Raw genomic sequence first — 14,940 nt, 5'->3', positions numbered from 1 at the left:
AACGGTGTTGAACCGTCCTCATAAGGGGAGAGGTAGGCGTGGCTTTCTTATTCCAGCAGCATCCGGCCGCCTACCGAATCCGTGGCGAGCTGGACTGCGGGTTGGACCTTCGCAAGGCGTGCACCGCGCATCAAACGCCGTTTCCTTGGGAAACACGGCTCAGTTCCGACAAAGCAATTGTAATCGCCCTAGCCGCCTCGACTGCGCTCTTGGTCGGGACGCAGGGGCAGCCTCCGCAGATCAACGACGCGATCCTAAGCCAACTGCGAACGATTCAGATCAACGATGCATTACTCCGGCGCGACGTCGCCCGCGCCCGGACGGATATGGTCTTGGACTTCCGGTCGGTTTCTTCTACCGGACAGGCATTGCAAAGGAATCGTGAAAACTTGCAACGCCCTCCCGAGGTTTCGCCCGATGAGAGCTCCGGGCAATCCAAATTGCGCGCGCAGCTCATAAAGTCGATCGAAAACAAAGAGGCTGCCGTCTCAGCCTTGGTCAAGCAAGATCAGCTTGTGCAAAACTTTCTTGCAGATCTTGCTCGCTCGCTTGGTCGCCTTGGGGGGGCATCGTCGCGCAGGGTTGCACTGTCTAAGCTGATCGCGTTTTCGGCCGAACCGGGGCTCACCCTTGCATCACAGATGGATCAGCCTCCCGACCGATTTGCTCCGAGCCAGGCCCGGGCTGCCGCGGATGCTTTGGGCATTTTCCGCAGTCTCCTGACTTGTTTATGGAGGTTGGACCAAGCTGCCAATCAGATCGCATCCCTCGACACGTCCTCCAGGGCCGCCGAACTGGAGCGAGAGCATCTGAAAGGCTACAACTTGGCCAGCGCGCAAGCGCAGCGTACGCGATTTTCCTTTGGCTTGCTGTCCATATGCCTCTGCTTGTTTGCGATCATTCGTTCCTCCAGGCAGCATCTGCGGATGAACCGGCTGAAAAGGCGGTTGCAGCTTGAAGAGGCAATGCGTGAGATCGAATCTCGCTTTAACGATAGCAAAGCAAAGAACGCCGCGGCGCGCTTTTCCACCGAAGCAGCGCTTAGAGTCATGCAACGCGTTTTCGATGCGCATCAATGCGCGCTTGCTCTGGTGGATCCGAGTCTCAGCAGGCAGACTGAGTGCTTTGTGGCGAACACGTGCATACCCGTCTGGAACGTGGCGCTTATTGAGGAAGTCGTTTCACTTGTCCGTGCCGGACGACCAGTGTTTCGCGTCGTTTCGGCGGCGGAAATGGTTCGGACCGCCCTAGGTACTTCCGGTGTTTGTCAAATTGTTGCTTGCAGGGCCTCCGATCAGCAGGCTGTGGTTTGCATCCTTGTTTTTGAACGAGATCGCTCACTCCCCTCAGCAGACGACCTGCGGGTTCTTGCCAGTGCCATTGTGCGTTTGAGCAACCATCTTGAAATGCAACGTGTAAATACCGAACGCGACCTTCTGGTGAGTCGATGGGAGCATGTGGAAAGGCTGAGGACCGTCGGCACGATCGCAAGCGGCGCCACACATGAGTTCAACAATATTTTAGGCGCGATAATCGGATATTCAGAAATTGCCCAAGGTCTGGTGCGTCGCCCCTCCAGAATTCGGAACCACATCGACCAAATCATCTTAGCTGGACACCGAGCCAAGCTGATCGTTGACCAGATCTTGTCGCTCAGCCGAAACCGAAAGCGCGTTGCAGTGCCTTTCAACGTCTCCGAAATTGTCATGGATCTCGCGTCATTGCTGCGGGTTACAGTTCGTGCGGATGTTCAGTTGAACTTCAAGATCAACAAGTGGCAAACGATGGTCGAGGGCAGCCCAACCGAGATGCAGCAGATCCTCATGAATCTGTGCAAGAACGCGTCGGAGGCTGTCTTGAACGAGGGCCGTGTCGAGGTTAGCGTTTCCCGCGCTCAGGTGTGCCAAACCAAGCCGCTGGCTCAGGGCACCTTGAGACCTGGAGATTACGTTCTCCTCTCCATCAGCGACGATGGCCCAGGAATCGCAAGTTCGATACTTCCGCATGTCTTTGAGCCCTTCTTTACCACGCGCTCTCTCGTCGGCGGGACCGGGCTGGGTCTTGCTGCGGTTGACAGGCACGTGAGCGCGCTCGCAGGATGCCTTGACGTCACCTCGGCTGTTGGCCAAGGGACGCGGTTTGACATCTACTTACCGGCCTGCGAGGAGAAGCCAGTCAGCGCAGACATCGCTTTCGGTCGATACGACGGGTCACTTGGCAACGGAGAAATCATTGCAGTCGTGGAGCCCGATCCAGCAGAGTTGGAGATCTACAAGGACAAGATCGCCGCGCTGGGTTATAAGCCCGTCGGCTTCGCGACCTTCGAAAGTCTTTGCGGCTGGACCGAGAGCGGGAAGGCAGCCGACCTGCTGATCTTGGGTAAAATGCCTTTCCTGGAGCGAGGACAGGCCGAATCCGTATGCCCCACCCTGATGACGGTGCCTGTCATAGTCGTGGGCGAAATCGACCCCATGCCGGTCACATCTGCCAATCAGGCCTTCGTCCTTTGGCTAGCGAAGCCGGTTTCGTCCCGGACAATGCAGCATGCGGTTCGTACAATGATGATGGCATGATCCCGCCGACTCGATCGGGCTACCCAAGCAATCCGAGAAGACCGTCAAAAGGGCATTGGAGCAGAACAATGACGCGTCACATCACCGACTTATCGATCCCGAGACGTTTCCTTAGTGCTTATTGAGAAGGTCGGCTACGGTCTCTCCCCGTCGCCGGGCATCGGCGGCGAGCCATACCTCTCCCACCTCATACACGTCGCCTTGGGTACGGAACGGTACGATGACGTCAATGGCAGCCGACAGCATGTCAAGAAGCGTGCGGTCTTCCACAGCGGCTCCTTGCGCGCTGCTCTTGACGAGTGAAAAGAGCTTTTTGAAACCTTGGACCGGATCAGCCCCATGAATCGTTGATATCGATCCTGCATGGCCGGAGACGACTTCACTAAGGTAAGCCCAAGCGGCATCATCGCGCATCTCGCCAAGCAATATTCGATCAGGGCGCATGCGCAAGCTGGCTTGCAACAGTTGCTCGGCCGTCACTGTACCTGCGCCTGCCCGGTCCTTTGGATAGAGTAAGCGGACATGGTTCTCGTGCGGGATTGCAAGTTCGAGCGTGTCCTCGATGCTGATCAACCTCTCATGCGGGGGTATAGCGTTGATCAAAGTCTTGCTCATTGTCGTTTTGCCGCTTCCAGTTGGTCCGCAAAGCAGCATCGTGAGCCGCCCGCAGACGCAGGCTCGCAAAAATTCCTCCAGGTCGCCATGGTCGTAGTGCTGAAGAATCGTTTCGTCCTGCCGCTCTTGGCGCTCTTTTCGTGACCGCCATTGATTCCAACGCGAGTATTCGTAGCGAGAAGAAACTTCCTTGAGTTCGGTCACACGACTTGAGGGACGCCGTATCGTCAGGCTTATTGTTCCTGAGGGTACAGCGGGCGGCAAACAGATCTGCAGCCGCTCTCCGTTCGGCAACTCAGTCGCACAGAGGGGGCTTTGGGGTCCGACATCTTGCTTGCGCAGCGCTCCGGCGAGGATCGCGATGTCCTCCAGATCGACATAAGACAGTGGCAGCGCGTGTTTCGTGAACACGCCGGCCTGTCGGACAAAGGCTTCCCCAGGCCGGTTGATAGCGACCTCTTCGGTCCTTGGCTCCTCAAGCCATTGCAGAACGGGCTCGAGAAGCAAACGCAATTGAGGATCAGCCTCCGATTGCATTGTTGTCTCTCCGGCGTTCGCGATGTTGGGGGGACGGCGCCACGGCAGTCGCTCTAAGATCGTATACATCGGAGAAGTCGAGGTCCCGAGCCACAAAGATGGATACGGCGTCACCCTGGTTTTTCTTCAAGGTTGGGGGAAGGTTGATCGTCGCTCTCAATGTCGTCTCGACGGCTTGTCCACCATTGCTCTGGAAGCTGTTGATGCCGCTTCCTCCGCCAGAGCTGGCCGCATATTGACCAGCCGCCTGAAACGCGCCTTGGATGACACTCATGAGAATCGCTCCGCCAAAGCGTTCCCGGAAGTGATTGTCCACCGTGCCAGGCATTCCGGAGCGGCCGAGCTCGTCAGCGCCCGGCGATGCTATCGAAACGAGGGCATGGTCAGGTGTTTCGATGCGCGTCCACAGCACGAAGACACGCGCATCCCCCTGCTGGAGACCGTGCTGGATCTCGCCAATCACGGTCGTCCCGCGATCCAAGAGCACGACATTGTTGGTGGCGCCGCGGACGGCTTTAGGTAAGACGCACTTCACATAGCCGGGTAAATTTGTGTCGACCGCCGTTTGCAAAATGCATGGAATGATCGTTCCTTGAGTAATCACGAGATCAGGGTGCGGCAAAAGTGTGGCCCGGCTCGACTCCTGTATATCTGGCTTCAACCGGCCTGACAGATCGCCACCGCTTGAAATCTCATCCGGTGTCGTGGGAGCATCCTTATGGTCGTCTTCGCTCCGCTGACCGTCTTTGGGCATTTGACTGCTGCTACTGTAGGCGAAAATTGGTGTTTCCTCTGGCGGCGCATCAGCTGGCGCCGTTGGGGGCGGCGTGGATGGCGCAAGATCTGCCGCCTGCGCCGCCTCTGCCGGTGCTGGAGGTTCTGGAGGTTCTGGAGCAACCTCGATTGGCACGGGACGGAATGGCTCGGCGTTGGCGACAATTGGCGGGTTTGGCTGAGATGGTTCGTCTTGTGTGCTGGAACGACCTCCGAGCCAGATGAGCGATAGAGACGAGATCAGAACAAGAGCAGCGACGACCAACTTCTGTGATCCCGAAACATGCCGGCGGGCCGGCTCCGAGACCATCGATACGGATGCATGGACATCATGTCCCGCCTGCGGGCCGGTTTCATTCATCGTCCCGAGCCTTTCAAAACGCGCCACACGTCGGGTGTCACTGTACCGGTCCCTGGCGCTCGTCCCACAGGGTCATAAGCCCTGTTGAAAATGGACAAGACCGTGTTGCCATCTCTCAGACGCCATTCCCGGGCGACGGCGGATACTTCAACATAGTCGCCTTTGACCGTGTAATTGGCAGCGGCTTCCTTGCCGTCGGGATTGATAATGTACAGGGAGGGTATGCGGGAATTGCTTGCGAAGCCAAATACGGTCGTAAAGCCATTATCGAAAACTTCCAGCGGCGCCAGTGATCGATCGCCCTTTGCGACATAGTGAAAATTGCTTTCGTCTGGACTGGCAGTTGCGGCGGGCCGATTCAACAAATCCTGAACTCTCTCGTCTTGCAGCACTTTCGCCCGGGCTCGGCCAAGACTCCAGCGCCTTTCTGCTTCCTTTCTCTGAGCAGCAGCCTCATCAGCAGGATAGGTGAACTGCACACTGTAGTATAGGTCTGGTTGCTGCTCATCGAGTTTTGGCATCTCTTTTGTTGAAATACTGAAGACGTATCTGCGTGTACCGGACTCGCTCTCGGCCAGCACGACGACCGGCTGCGGCGACAGCATCCGGCTAGCCTTGAAAAAGAGATAATTGGCGCGCGGGAGCGCAGCCAGGTCCTTGCTATTGGAAACGGCCACGGCTGCGACGGTCTCGTTGGCCGCGAATGTGACAACCAGCGTTGCCCCAACTGCGGTCGATAGGCGCACCACTTCGTCGGGACGGTAAGCCAGGTAGCGCATCCGCGCATCATGCTTGCCGGCAAGCGGCGTGTCTTCGGCGCACGCTTCCATCGTGAGGAAGAGTGAACAGGCCAGCGCCAGAAATGCTCTTTTTGTCATGGCTGCACGTCGCCCAGATTCGATACGGTATCTTCCGAGGTTTGATAGGAGGTGACGAGTAGACCTCCCGGATTGGTGAGCCTCGATTGCCCAGGCAGACCCGTCAAGCGCTCGTAGCGGATGGTAGCTGTCCAGGAGGTCACTATCGGTGTCTGCCCATCGACAACAAGCGTACGTTTGTATCGGATCTGCTGAACGTCGGGACTGATGTCGTTTGATGAAATATGCCCGACCTCGAGCTTGCCGCGCTTGCCAACCGTGACCTGCGGCGAGGTGGGATTGGGATAGTTGAAGAAATCTTGATATTGCTGTTGCACAGCCGGTGCGCTGAAACTGGATACGAGGTCATAGGCGTATTGGGCTGTATCTGCCGTGTAGCCCTCGCGCAGGCGTACATATTCCCACAGCGAAGCGTTTATGACGGCTCGGTCTTGAGTTGCGGGCAGTCGAGAGATTGACACTTCGCTGTCAACGGTCCCGTCCGGCCGCACCCAGAGGAACACAGGTACGAGCTTGGCCAACGGGACCATGGCAGCGATGGTAAATGCCTGGGCAACATTTCCTAGGACCGCCACTGCCGCAAAGGCTACAAGGGCCTTTGACAGGCGCCCCGCAGACTTCGCTCGCGAAGTTTGAAACGCTTCCACCTTCTTGTAGTGGGCGGCTAGCGTTTCTCTCTCCACCAGAAGAGCATGTTCAGGAAATTTCACTTGGGCTCTTCCGCGCACTCGACTTGAAGATCCTCAGGAGTGGTTTCCCATTGTCCGGCGTTCAGTTGGAATGGCGTACCCGTGCAGGTCGCAAGCCGATCGGTTGTCTTGCAGGCCGCCAAAGCGAGGATTGACAACAGTAGATAGCGTTTCATGTTTTTGGCACCGGTTATTGATTAATGACGCGCCGTTTTGGCAAAGTAGCGGTTGAGGTTGTTCAGAGATCGATTCTCGCCTGCCCAAGAGCCGCCGGCGATGCTGCTGGCGATCGTCGGAAGCGCGATGATCAGAGCGTCGCCAGCCAGGAAGAGCATGTCGAGCTCGTAAAGCCCGATGATCTTGGCTGCTGTCGTGGACGACATTTTGATCAGGATAATCATGCCCCCCAGCGCGACTGCTTCGGCAGCGATAACTATCGTTGCAACGATGTTGAGGAGGAGAAGCAGCAGCCCGTACGAGAGCAGTTGGCCGATCCATCTGGTGGCCATGTCTCGCGTGTGATCGAAAAGATAGCCTACAAGGACCAAAGGGCCGATCGTCAAGAGCACCTTCGTCAGAATTCCCACGGCATCGTAGATCTCGAACGCTGTCCACATCGAGCCGTAGAAAATCCATTGCGCTCCCTCGAACGCAAGTATGTCCTGGCCGTTCATAGGCCCAATTTCGGAAGCAATCATCTGAAACGCAAACTGGCTTGAAGCAAACATCAAGTCGAGCTTCCCGGGAATATCGACGAATGGCAAGTCGCTGCTACTTATCTGGTGAGCAAACCTTGGTATCGTGTCGTCGAAGAACGCTTCAATGTAATGCTGGTAGTTGGACTGGTCTAAGATAAGGGCAACGACAATCGACACCATGATTACGCGCGAGATACCCCCGCGCGCATCGACTTGACCACGCATGACCAGACAGCCTTGGATTATTATCCAAAGCGTCACACACGCAACCAGAGGCGCGCTGACCGCCTCTTGGATTTTTTCAAGCACGTTGTGCAGCCCTGACGTAAAGGCCACATCAAAGATCGTGTGTATGGCCGTGAATGGCGCGGGAATCCTGAAATTCATGGCCTGAGCCTGATTTGTCCCTGATCAGCGCAGCTGAGCCGGATGAACTCTGCGTGGTTCACGGGAGGCTGCCGAACATTTTGGCGGTGTCCCGGCGTTCGCGACGCTGCGTGGCAGCCTCCTCCGCGGCGTGAAGGCTCGCTTGTGCAGTGGCCATCGTCAGCAGACTCGTGGCCTGGACATTCTGAATGATCGCATCGTGAATCTGCTTGAGGACCAGACCGTTGGTCACTGTGGCCTGCACGATATTTCCCGAGCGGGAAAGCTGACCAAGCGTGTCGGCGTTATTCTTAAGGCGCCTGTCCATTACGCCCATAGTGTCGGCTGCGAGAGCTGCGGTATTGGCGGCACCAGAGATCTGTGCCTTTAACAGTTCCGCTTCTGCATCGGAGCCGGTGACTGTCCGATTTGAGTCCCCCGCAATGTTCCACGCCATGGTCGAAGCTGGCTTCCCACCATCAAACATCTGCTCCTCCAGCCTATTGCTGGATGGGTATTGATTTCCTTGGTTGAGTGCGCCCAACAGTCCCGTGACAGCAAATGACGACGTCAGCATATCCACCATTTCGATCGTAGCAGCGAGCGTTTGGGCCGACTTTATAAGGATTGCCGCAGTGGAACCCGCGGTTAAGGCCGATTGTGCTTCCGTTAGCGGATCGCTGACAATAAATTGCGACCGGGCCTGTGTGCCAAGCAGAAAGGAAGCAGCGAGCGCCGTCGCTGCAATCTTGGCAAATCTCATGAATAGTCCTCCGTCAGTCTTGAACTTCGTGGTAACGAGCCATGAACTCATCGAGCCACGCACTTGGGGCATCTCCGTGCTGGTCACGAAGCTGGTCGGCAAAGCGCACGGTGTTGGCACGCCCCGAGAGTACGGCTACATGCTCGCGCATCTGGCCGAGATCGAATTCGCAAACAACACTCCCGCTGTCGCGCTTGAGCAAAAACTTGCGGCTGCCAATTGCCATTCCCTGGCGGATTGCCTCGAACTCCTGCGTGGTGCACTTCAAGCCATCGACATACGCAACCCGGTCCGCCGTCGGTGATGGGTAGAAAATCTTCGTCATGCATTGCGCAACGAGACTGGCTCCGAGAGGCGATTCAAGCACGTGTTCAGGCTGCTGCGTTGCGAGTATCAACATCCCATTATTCTTGCGGACGGTAAGCAAGAACTTGTCGATAACAGCCGAAAACTGGGGGTTGAGCAGATAGAAGCGAAATTCGTCGCAGCTCATGACGAACCGACGGCCATCGACAACAGCGCCCACGCGGTGCAGAAGATATGCGGCGGCCGGCGCGCAGACCTCCTCAAATTCCAGGAGCTGCGTCATGTCGAAGCCGGTAATGGAGGCATCCAGCTTTACTTCATCGACATCGCCGTCAAAGGCCCATCCAAGCGCATTCCCTCGACACCAGCGCTGCAACCGTGCTCCTGCGCCCTCGGAGGGGCCGTGCAGCAGGAATTCGCGCAGGCCCGCAATTGAGCGCATGACGGGTTCGAACGAAAGTTGACGAACAATGCCACGCTCCAGTCGACGGCTTTCCTCCGGCGAGATCGGGCCACGGCCGTCACTCTCGATCAGGGCCATCAGCCACTCGCGCAGAAAGTCCAGCGAGGCGGAGGTGTTGTCCAGTCCACGCAGGGGGGCCAAGCCGCTCGGAGCGCCTCTGCGCAACGCTAGATATGTCCCTCCGGTGGCTCGCACCAGCAGTTCACCACCCCGGTCCTTGTCGAAAAAGACGATCGCACCATCGCGATCCACCACGCTTTGCTCAAGCATCGCGAGGATAAACGTCATCAGCGTCGTCTTGCCTTTGCCGACGGGTCCGAATATCGCCGTCATACCGACGTCATTCTCATGCGGGATGTAGTCGAAACAAGTTCCACCGTTCGTGCGAAAGCGCGCAACCGCTTTGCCCCAGTGGCCGGAAGTGGAACCACTTGGAAAATTCTCAAAAGAGACAAGCCCGGCAAAATTGTGCGAGGTGATCGCCCCGGGGCGCGTGCGCCACTTCTTGTTCCCCGGAAGTTGGGACCAGTACGCGGCCTCCATGCCGATACCCTCTTGGACAATAACGGCGCCCGTGTCGGCCAGCCTTGCGCGGGCATTTGCTGCGCGATCTCCAAGGCTGTTGAGGCTTTCGGCATAGACGCACAGGCTCAAATGATGTGAACCCATGACGAACTCGTTACTTGCCAGTGCGTCCTCTGCTTCGGCAAGTTCATTGATTTGGGTGAGAGCCTTGTCGCCGGCGCTCGTCATCTGGCTGGACTTAAGGCTGAGCTTCGCATGAGCTTGTGGCCGAGTGAGGAAGGAAAAGCTCTGGCTGAGCACAAGCGGGAAGTTGGCGGACAGCAACGGATTTAGCATTCCTGGCCGCGTCGTCGCCGGATACTCACGCAACGAAAACAATGATCCCACGGAGCTATCCCCGGGTCTTCGAATCTCAAGCGCCCGCTTTCCGCAGATGACTTGGTCAGTGTAGATCGAAGCGCCAAGTGAGCCGGTAACCATCGGAACCGGGAGAAACCGGCAAGTCATGATCAGCCGAAGCGCCTCACCGATTTCCGTGAAGAGCACGTCGCCTTTCTCACGAACACCCAACCGGCGCAGACCGTAACCGCCGAGTGACCCAGCAATGATCTGCCAGAGGTCCTCCAGGGTTCGTATTTGTGCGGCGAGATCGTTGTCATTGCGCCTGGGGGATTTGGCAATGCGCCAGCCGATCTTGCCGATTGCGGTACGGGGGAACACGATGACAGTGAGGAAGTGATCGTTGCGAAACAGCTTGCCTGACAGCACCCGGCTCTCATAGGCCTCGCTCAGACTGCCAGCGAACGCACTTTGAAACTGGCGCGATGCCGGCTCCGGCACATCGTTGTTTCGCACAAGATGAGCGTACAGCGTGACATTGTCATCGGCGATGTTGCGAAAGAGCGTGTTGAACGCGCGGCAGCGCGAGTTGCGCATCTCAGCGTCTTCCAAATCGAACGGCTGCCCGTTCACATGTGCCATGGCCATGATCGATCCGTCTTCCAGAAGGACAACCTGATCGCTTAAATGACCGACATACGGAAGATAGATCTCGCCAGATCTCTCGGTCCGGCCACTGGCGCCAAACATTACACCATTCCTCTTCCGCGTTTCGGCACTCTGATCGGATTGGCGCTGACGCTCGCGCCGCCCCAGACCGGCCCGTCCACGCTTCTGCCGGCGGTCTGCAAATAGAGGAACGCGACGCTTGCGGCGTTATAGTCACGCTCAACAATCAGCCGTGCTCCGAACCACAGTGGCACGAGCACGACTTCATAAAGGGGGTTCTTAAGGATGATGATGACGAGCCCCGCCAACATCATAAGCGCTCCGGCCAGCGTTAGCGGCACCCCCAGAAAAAGGGCGGGGCGTGTCGCCGCCACATAGAGGGTGCTCACTTCCAACCGGTCGCTCATCAGCCGCCGCCTATGAGCGCCTTGCCCAGGAAGCTGGCGCCAAACATGATGACGATTCCTCCAACCACGCCCGCAACGAGGCCAAGTGAAGCACGACCGAACATCCAGGAGATGCCGATGGCCACGAGTCCGAGCACAGCCAGCGATTGTCCGAAGGGGCCAAGGATGAAGGTGCAGATATTCTGGACCATCGTGGCAGGATCCGTCCCTCCGGTCACCTGGGCCGCGGCTGGCCCGCTGGAGAAGACCGTCCACGCGACGCCCGCAGCAGCGGCCGGTACATATTCAGCCGCCATGCGCAACATGGAAAAAGGCGAAGGAACACGCGTTTTAAGCGCACGAAGTATTTTGAGTGGCTTCATCATTGTATCTCCATGATTTCAATCGAATACGAGTTTGTTCGGGTTCGAGGGTTCCCGCTCTTCCGCAGCCTGGCTGCCTGTCGGACCGGAGGGATCGGCCCTGGAGCGGTTTGGCTGATAGGAGCCCCAGATGTCCCACGAATTTTGGTTGGGCTGCTTTCTAGTGGCCTGTTGGCTCTGTTGGAGCAGAGGCGGCACGGCCTTGCGACCGGGCGCCTCAAGAGGTGGCGCATCGCGAGCGGTCGACTCCAGCGTTGGCTCAAGGTGACTTGAGATGTCCTTTGCGGCCGACTCGACCTTGCGTACATAACCGTTGGCGAAGCCACGCGTGACGTCGCCCGTGTTATAGGCCGAGATGGCACGGCGAAGCGCCAGTTGCTGCGCCGGAGCAGTCGCGCCGCCGGCATACCGGCTTTCAAGCAAGTGGGCGGCAGCCGAAAGGGAGGCGCAGGGCTCGAAAGCCTTTTCCGGCGTGAGACTTAGCGTGGGAAAGTTCTTGCTGTTTATCTGCATCAATCCAACATCGACAGAATGTTGTGCTTCGAGTCGCTCCTTGATGCCCCGCGTCGCTTCCAGCTGGTCTATCCAGCGAAGCTGCTCGCCTGTGGTGTTGTCATGAGCCACCAGCGTTTCAAAGCCACTTTCAATCTTGGCAATCGCGGCGAGGGTGGACGGCGCAACCCAGGGAGCGCATTTGCGCGATAGGCTGCGGAACTCACGGGGCGAAAGTGGCGCGGGCTCGGCTGGGAGCGACATGGATGTCAACAGGACAATGGCCAGCGGCCAAACTGCAATAAACATTTCCTATCACCTACCTTTCCAAGCCGCCGTGCGGGCTCTGGCCTTGTCCGGCACGCGCTTATCGGGGAGGTTTGTTACTGTGTGATGTTCAAGTTCAGCTTTTCGGCTTCAACTGAAACAAAGAGCTTGTTGGTGTCAGCGTGGGTGAGCATTTCGCGCAATGCGCGGGGTGGCCCGGGTCCGATCAGCCGGATACGATGAGTCGTGTGCGGATTGCCCGTCCCGGTCGTCCGTTGCTCCTGGACCGTAAGCCGCGGCTTCGGCGTCATGGATGATGGATCTTCTGCGGGCGCCTGGTCAAAGGCAAGATGGAAGCTCCGCGGGTTGTCCAGACTGCGCGTGCCGTGGGCCAGTCGAACGGGAGACCGACGAAGGCGCCAAGCTGCCCAAAAGTTGCCGTATGCTGCCATTTGCTTTGAGAAGCAGCCATGCGCGGCCCTACACGGTCAGGTACATCGACACGGCGAGCTCGTCCGCGAAGCTGGCTCGAAGGCGCAAATCCGCGGCGCAATGGTCAACTGGAAGACATCGCGGCACAGCGCAGCCTGGTGCAGCTGTTCGGCCGGCCGCCAACAGAGGATTATGTACAGTTCCATCTGCACAAGACCGCACGCCATCGGCGGCGTCCGACGGCGCAATCGGTAAGCATAGTGACTGGCTCAAAGGGAGTGTGTGCATTCAACTGAGAAATGTTAACTCGAACAGTAGCCGCAACCGGACTGCCGGGCGCCCGAACCAGGGTTTGGCGCGGCCGGCCACCTCGAAAGAACCCGCTTGGCAGGAGACTATTCCATTCGCCCAAGGCCAATGTAGCGACACGGCCGTTCTTGCGCCCACCGCCTTTGCAATCAATCAAACGCCGCGCTGCTCCACTGCGTCCGAGCCGGACGCACGAGCGGCAGGATTTCGAGATCCAGCTCCGCACGTGCCAGAAACGCGACGAAGCAACGACGTGGCAGGCAACTGGGCGTCCGTTCCGTCGAAGTCGAGTGGTGTTGGCAGGCCTGCATGTGAGCTCGAAGCGATAAGCGAATGACCCCACGGCAGGGTCATGCCGGCGCTTGGATCCGTCTGGTGGCCACGGGCTTCCTTGCTGCCGTCAATTGGCTGTGGATGAAAAGACCAGCACGAGCAACGGCCTCACATTGGCCGCACGCCACGGCGAGTGGTAGCAAGGGGCAGCTGTTCTGCGTCGGTGCCAGATGGTTGCTCGGCAACGGTTTTAGACTCAAGGGGATTCAAGATTGAAGGTGAGCCGTTGAAACATGTTCTTGTCATTGACGATGATGCCGCAATGCGGCGCCTCATCGCCGAGTATCTTATGATGCATGCCTTGAAGGTGACCGCAGTCAACGATAGCAAGCAATTTAACTACATTCTATCCCATGAGCCTGTCGACCTTGTGGTGGTTGACCTCAATCTAGGCCGGGAGGATGGGCTTGCCATCGTCCGCAATCTGGCGACCAAATCGGATTTACCCATCATAGTGATCAGCGGCGACCGGCTTGATGAGGCGGAAAAAGTCGTTGCACTGGAGCTCGGCGCAACCGATTTCATCCCCAAGCCTTTCGGGCTGCGCGAGTTCCTGGCCCGCATTCGCGTAGCGCTACGCAAGCGCATTGCCAGTCCGCCAACCAAAGATCATCGCTCATTTCGGTTTGGAGCCTGGAAGCTCAGCGTCAAGCAGCGGCGGCTGATCTGTGCAGAGCGTGGCGAGGTCAAGCTTACCGCATGTGAGTTCAATCTTTTGATCGCGTTCCTGGAGAACCCCCGCAGCGTACTATCCAGAGAACGGCTTTTGCTCGCGAGCCGTGTGCGTGGAGAAGAGGTCTACGATCGAAGTATCGATGTCCTGATCTTGCGCTTGCGCCGAAAGCTCGAGGCTGATGCGGCCAATCCTCGCCTGGTCAAAACGTGTCGTGGTGCGGGGTACTTCTTCAACGCTGACGTAGACGTTAGCTACGGAGGCACCTTGGCCGCGTGACAGGGCGTTTCTGGCGATTGGCTAACGAGGCTCAAGCGAAAGCGGAGTTCTCAGGCCACAGCCTTTAGCTCGGGCGTCCGGGTGTAGGCTTAAGGCGCAGGTCGTGGATCTGGCTGTTGGGACGGCTATTGACGGTGCTGCTGAGGACGTCGGCCAGATAGCCGAGTAGCTCGACACGATTGGGCTTGCGGGTTTTGATCAGCGATCGGCACCGCCGTTCGAGCCAGCGAAGAGCGTTGTGGTTGAGTGCGAGCGCTCGATGGTGTTGCTGTTGATCTCGATGCGGCCTTCGTTAATGAAGCGCGGAACACCTTCCCAACGTGAGAGCGCCTATTGACCGGGCGAGCTTGGAATTGTGACCGATCAGGCTGAGCTTTCGCGCAGCCAAGGTTAAGATCGGCCACAATAGCGCGGCCGTTTCCTGACGCGTCGCACCGCGTTCATTGGCCGATGCGGTCGCGAGGGATATCGTTTTCGATCTAATTGAGGTCGGCGCTCCGTCTCAGCGCCGCCTGACTGAGGATCGGCGAGTTCCAAGCCCTACAATCGCCTTGCAACAATGCCAGCCTGATCATTATGGCGAGAGCAACCGGTCTGGAGATCGCATCAGCCTCACCGTTGCCAAAAAGAGCTGTTCTGCCTCATCCGCCATCGAGCTCAACGCCCCGCGTCGGAGCGCTCTCTGCTTCGGGAGGAAGCCATGAGGTCCGCGCGGGCTTGGTTGGAGTCTTGCCTGGTGGATGACGTATTTGCTTCGCTCAGCTGCCGCCCGATTGCGAGGGTTTGCGTACTCTCAGTCCTCTGCCTTTTCACAGGCCGCAACAGGGCTG

General features: G+C 57.9%; 13 protein-coding genes. 2 read left to right on the top strand and 11 right to left on the bottom strand.

Features of this window, described 5'->3' with window-relative positions; all coding sequences use genetic code 11:
- The first annotated feature begins 38 nt into the window (after nucleotides 1-38).
- Nucleotides 39-2,573 carry a two-component system VirA-like sensor kinase gene (locus AC0L24_RS31970; RefSeq protein WP_473564854.1) on the top strand — a complete coding sequence of 845 codons (2,535 nt, stop codon included), beginning with the start codon at nucleotides 39-41 and terminating at the stop codon, nucleotides 2,571-2,573.
- A 111-nt stretch (nucleotides 2,574-2,684) separates the two neighbouring features.
- Here the strand turns inward: AC0L24_RS31970 and virB11 are convergent, their stop codons facing one another.
- The 11 genes from virB11 to AC0L24_RS31915 form a co-directional block, all read right to left on the bottom strand.
- Nucleotides 2,685-3,725, bottom strand: coding sequence for a P-type DNA transfer ATPase VirB11 (virB11, locus tag AC0L24_RS31965; RefSeq protein WP_473564853.1), 1,041 nt, complete (start codon nucleotides 3,723-3,725; stop codon nucleotides 2,685-2,687).
- Nucleotides 3,709-4,860: a type IV secretion system protein VirB10 gene (gene virB10, locus AC0L24_RS31960; protein WP_473564852.1), complete on the bottom strand. Its 1,152-nt coding sequence runs from the start codon at nucleotides 4,858-4,860 to the stop codon at nucleotides 3,709-3,711. The genes virB11 and virB10 overlap by 17 nt, the downstream gene beginning before the upstream one ends.
- The gene (locus AC0L24_RS31955; protein ID WP_473564851.1) at nucleotides 4,857-5,738 is read right to left on the bottom strand and encodes a TrbG/VirB9 family P-type conjugative transfer protein; all 882 of its coding nucleotides are present in this window, start codon (nucleotides 5,736-5,738) and stop codon (nucleotides 4,857-4,859) included. The genes virB10 and AC0L24_RS31955 overlap by 4 nt, the downstream gene beginning before the upstream one ends.
- Nucleotides 5,735-6,448, bottom strand: coding sequence for a type IV secretion system protein VirB8 (locus tag AC0L24_RS31950; RefSeq protein WP_473564850.1), 714 nt, complete (start codon nucleotides 6,446-6,448; stop codon nucleotides 5,735-5,737). The genes AC0L24_RS31955 and AC0L24_RS31950 overlap by 4 nt, the downstream gene beginning before the upstream one ends.
- Entirely contained in the window at nucleotides 6,445-6,603 is a 159-nt protein-coding gene (locus tag AC0L24_RS31945) for a type IV secretion system lipoprotein VirB7 (protein ID WP_095814513.1), read from the bottom strand. Before AC0L24_RS31945 ends, AC0L24_RS31950 begins: the two co-directional genes overlap by 4 nt.
- A gap of 21 nt (nucleotides 6,604-6,624) precedes the next feature.
- Entirely contained in the window at nucleotides 6,625-7,512 is an 888-nt protein-coding gene (locus AC0L24_RS31940; protein ID WP_473564849.1) for a type IV secretion system protein, read from the bottom strand.
- Between the two features lie 58 nt (nucleotides 7,513-7,570).
- Nucleotides 7,571-8,254: a TrbJ/VirB5 family protein gene (locus tag AC0L24_RS31935; RefSeq protein WP_473564848.1), complete on the bottom strand. Its 684-nt coding sequence runs from the start codon at nucleotides 8,252-8,254 to the stop codon at nucleotides 7,571-7,573.
- 13 nt (nucleotides 8,255-8,267) lie between these two features.
- Nucleotides 8,268-10,637, bottom strand: coding sequence for a type IV secretion/conjugal transfer ATPase VirB4 (gene virB4 / locus AC0L24_RS31930; RefSeq protein WP_473564847.1), 2,370 nt, complete (start codon nucleotides 10,635-10,637; stop codon nucleotides 8,268-8,270).
- Nucleotides 10,637-10,963, bottom strand: a complete 327-nt coding sequence (locus tag AC0L24_RS31925) for a type IV secretion system protein VirB3 (RefSeq protein WP_473564846.1) — start codon at nucleotides 10,961-10,963, stop codon at nucleotides 10,637-10,639. The genes virB4 and AC0L24_RS31925 overlap by 1 nt, the downstream gene beginning before the upstream one ends.
- Nucleotides 10,963-11,268 (bottom strand): pilin major subunit VirB2, encoded by a 306-nt coding sequence (virB2, locus tag AC0L24_RS31920; protein WP_473458220.1) that lies wholly within the window; start codon nucleotides 11,266-11,268, stop codon nucleotides 10,963-10,965. Before virB2 ends, AC0L24_RS31925 begins: the two co-directional genes overlap by 1 nt.
- Before the next feature lie 75 nt (nucleotides 11,269-11,343).
- Nucleotides 11,344-12,126, bottom strand: a complete 783-nt coding sequence (locus tag AC0L24_RS31915) for a type IV secretion system lytic transglycosylase VirB1 (protein WP_473564845.1) — start codon at nucleotides 12,124-12,126, stop codon at nucleotides 11,344-11,346.
- Nucleotides 12,127-13,384: 1,258 nt separating this feature from the next.
- On the opposite strand from AC0L24_RS31915, the gene virG reads away from it, so the two are divergent.
- A complete protein-coding gene (gene virG / locus AC0L24_RS31910) occupies nucleotides 13,385-14,110 on the top strand; it encodes a two-component system response regulator VirG (protein ID WP_473564843.1) in 726 nt (241 codons plus the stop codon).
- Nucleotides 14,111-14,940 lie beyond the last annotated feature (830 nt).

The organism is Mesorhizobium sp. WSM4809 (genome assembly GCF_055811655.1).
Note: the sequence above shows the minus strand (reverse complement) of the source record. Positions and strands in the feature narration are given on the sequence as shown.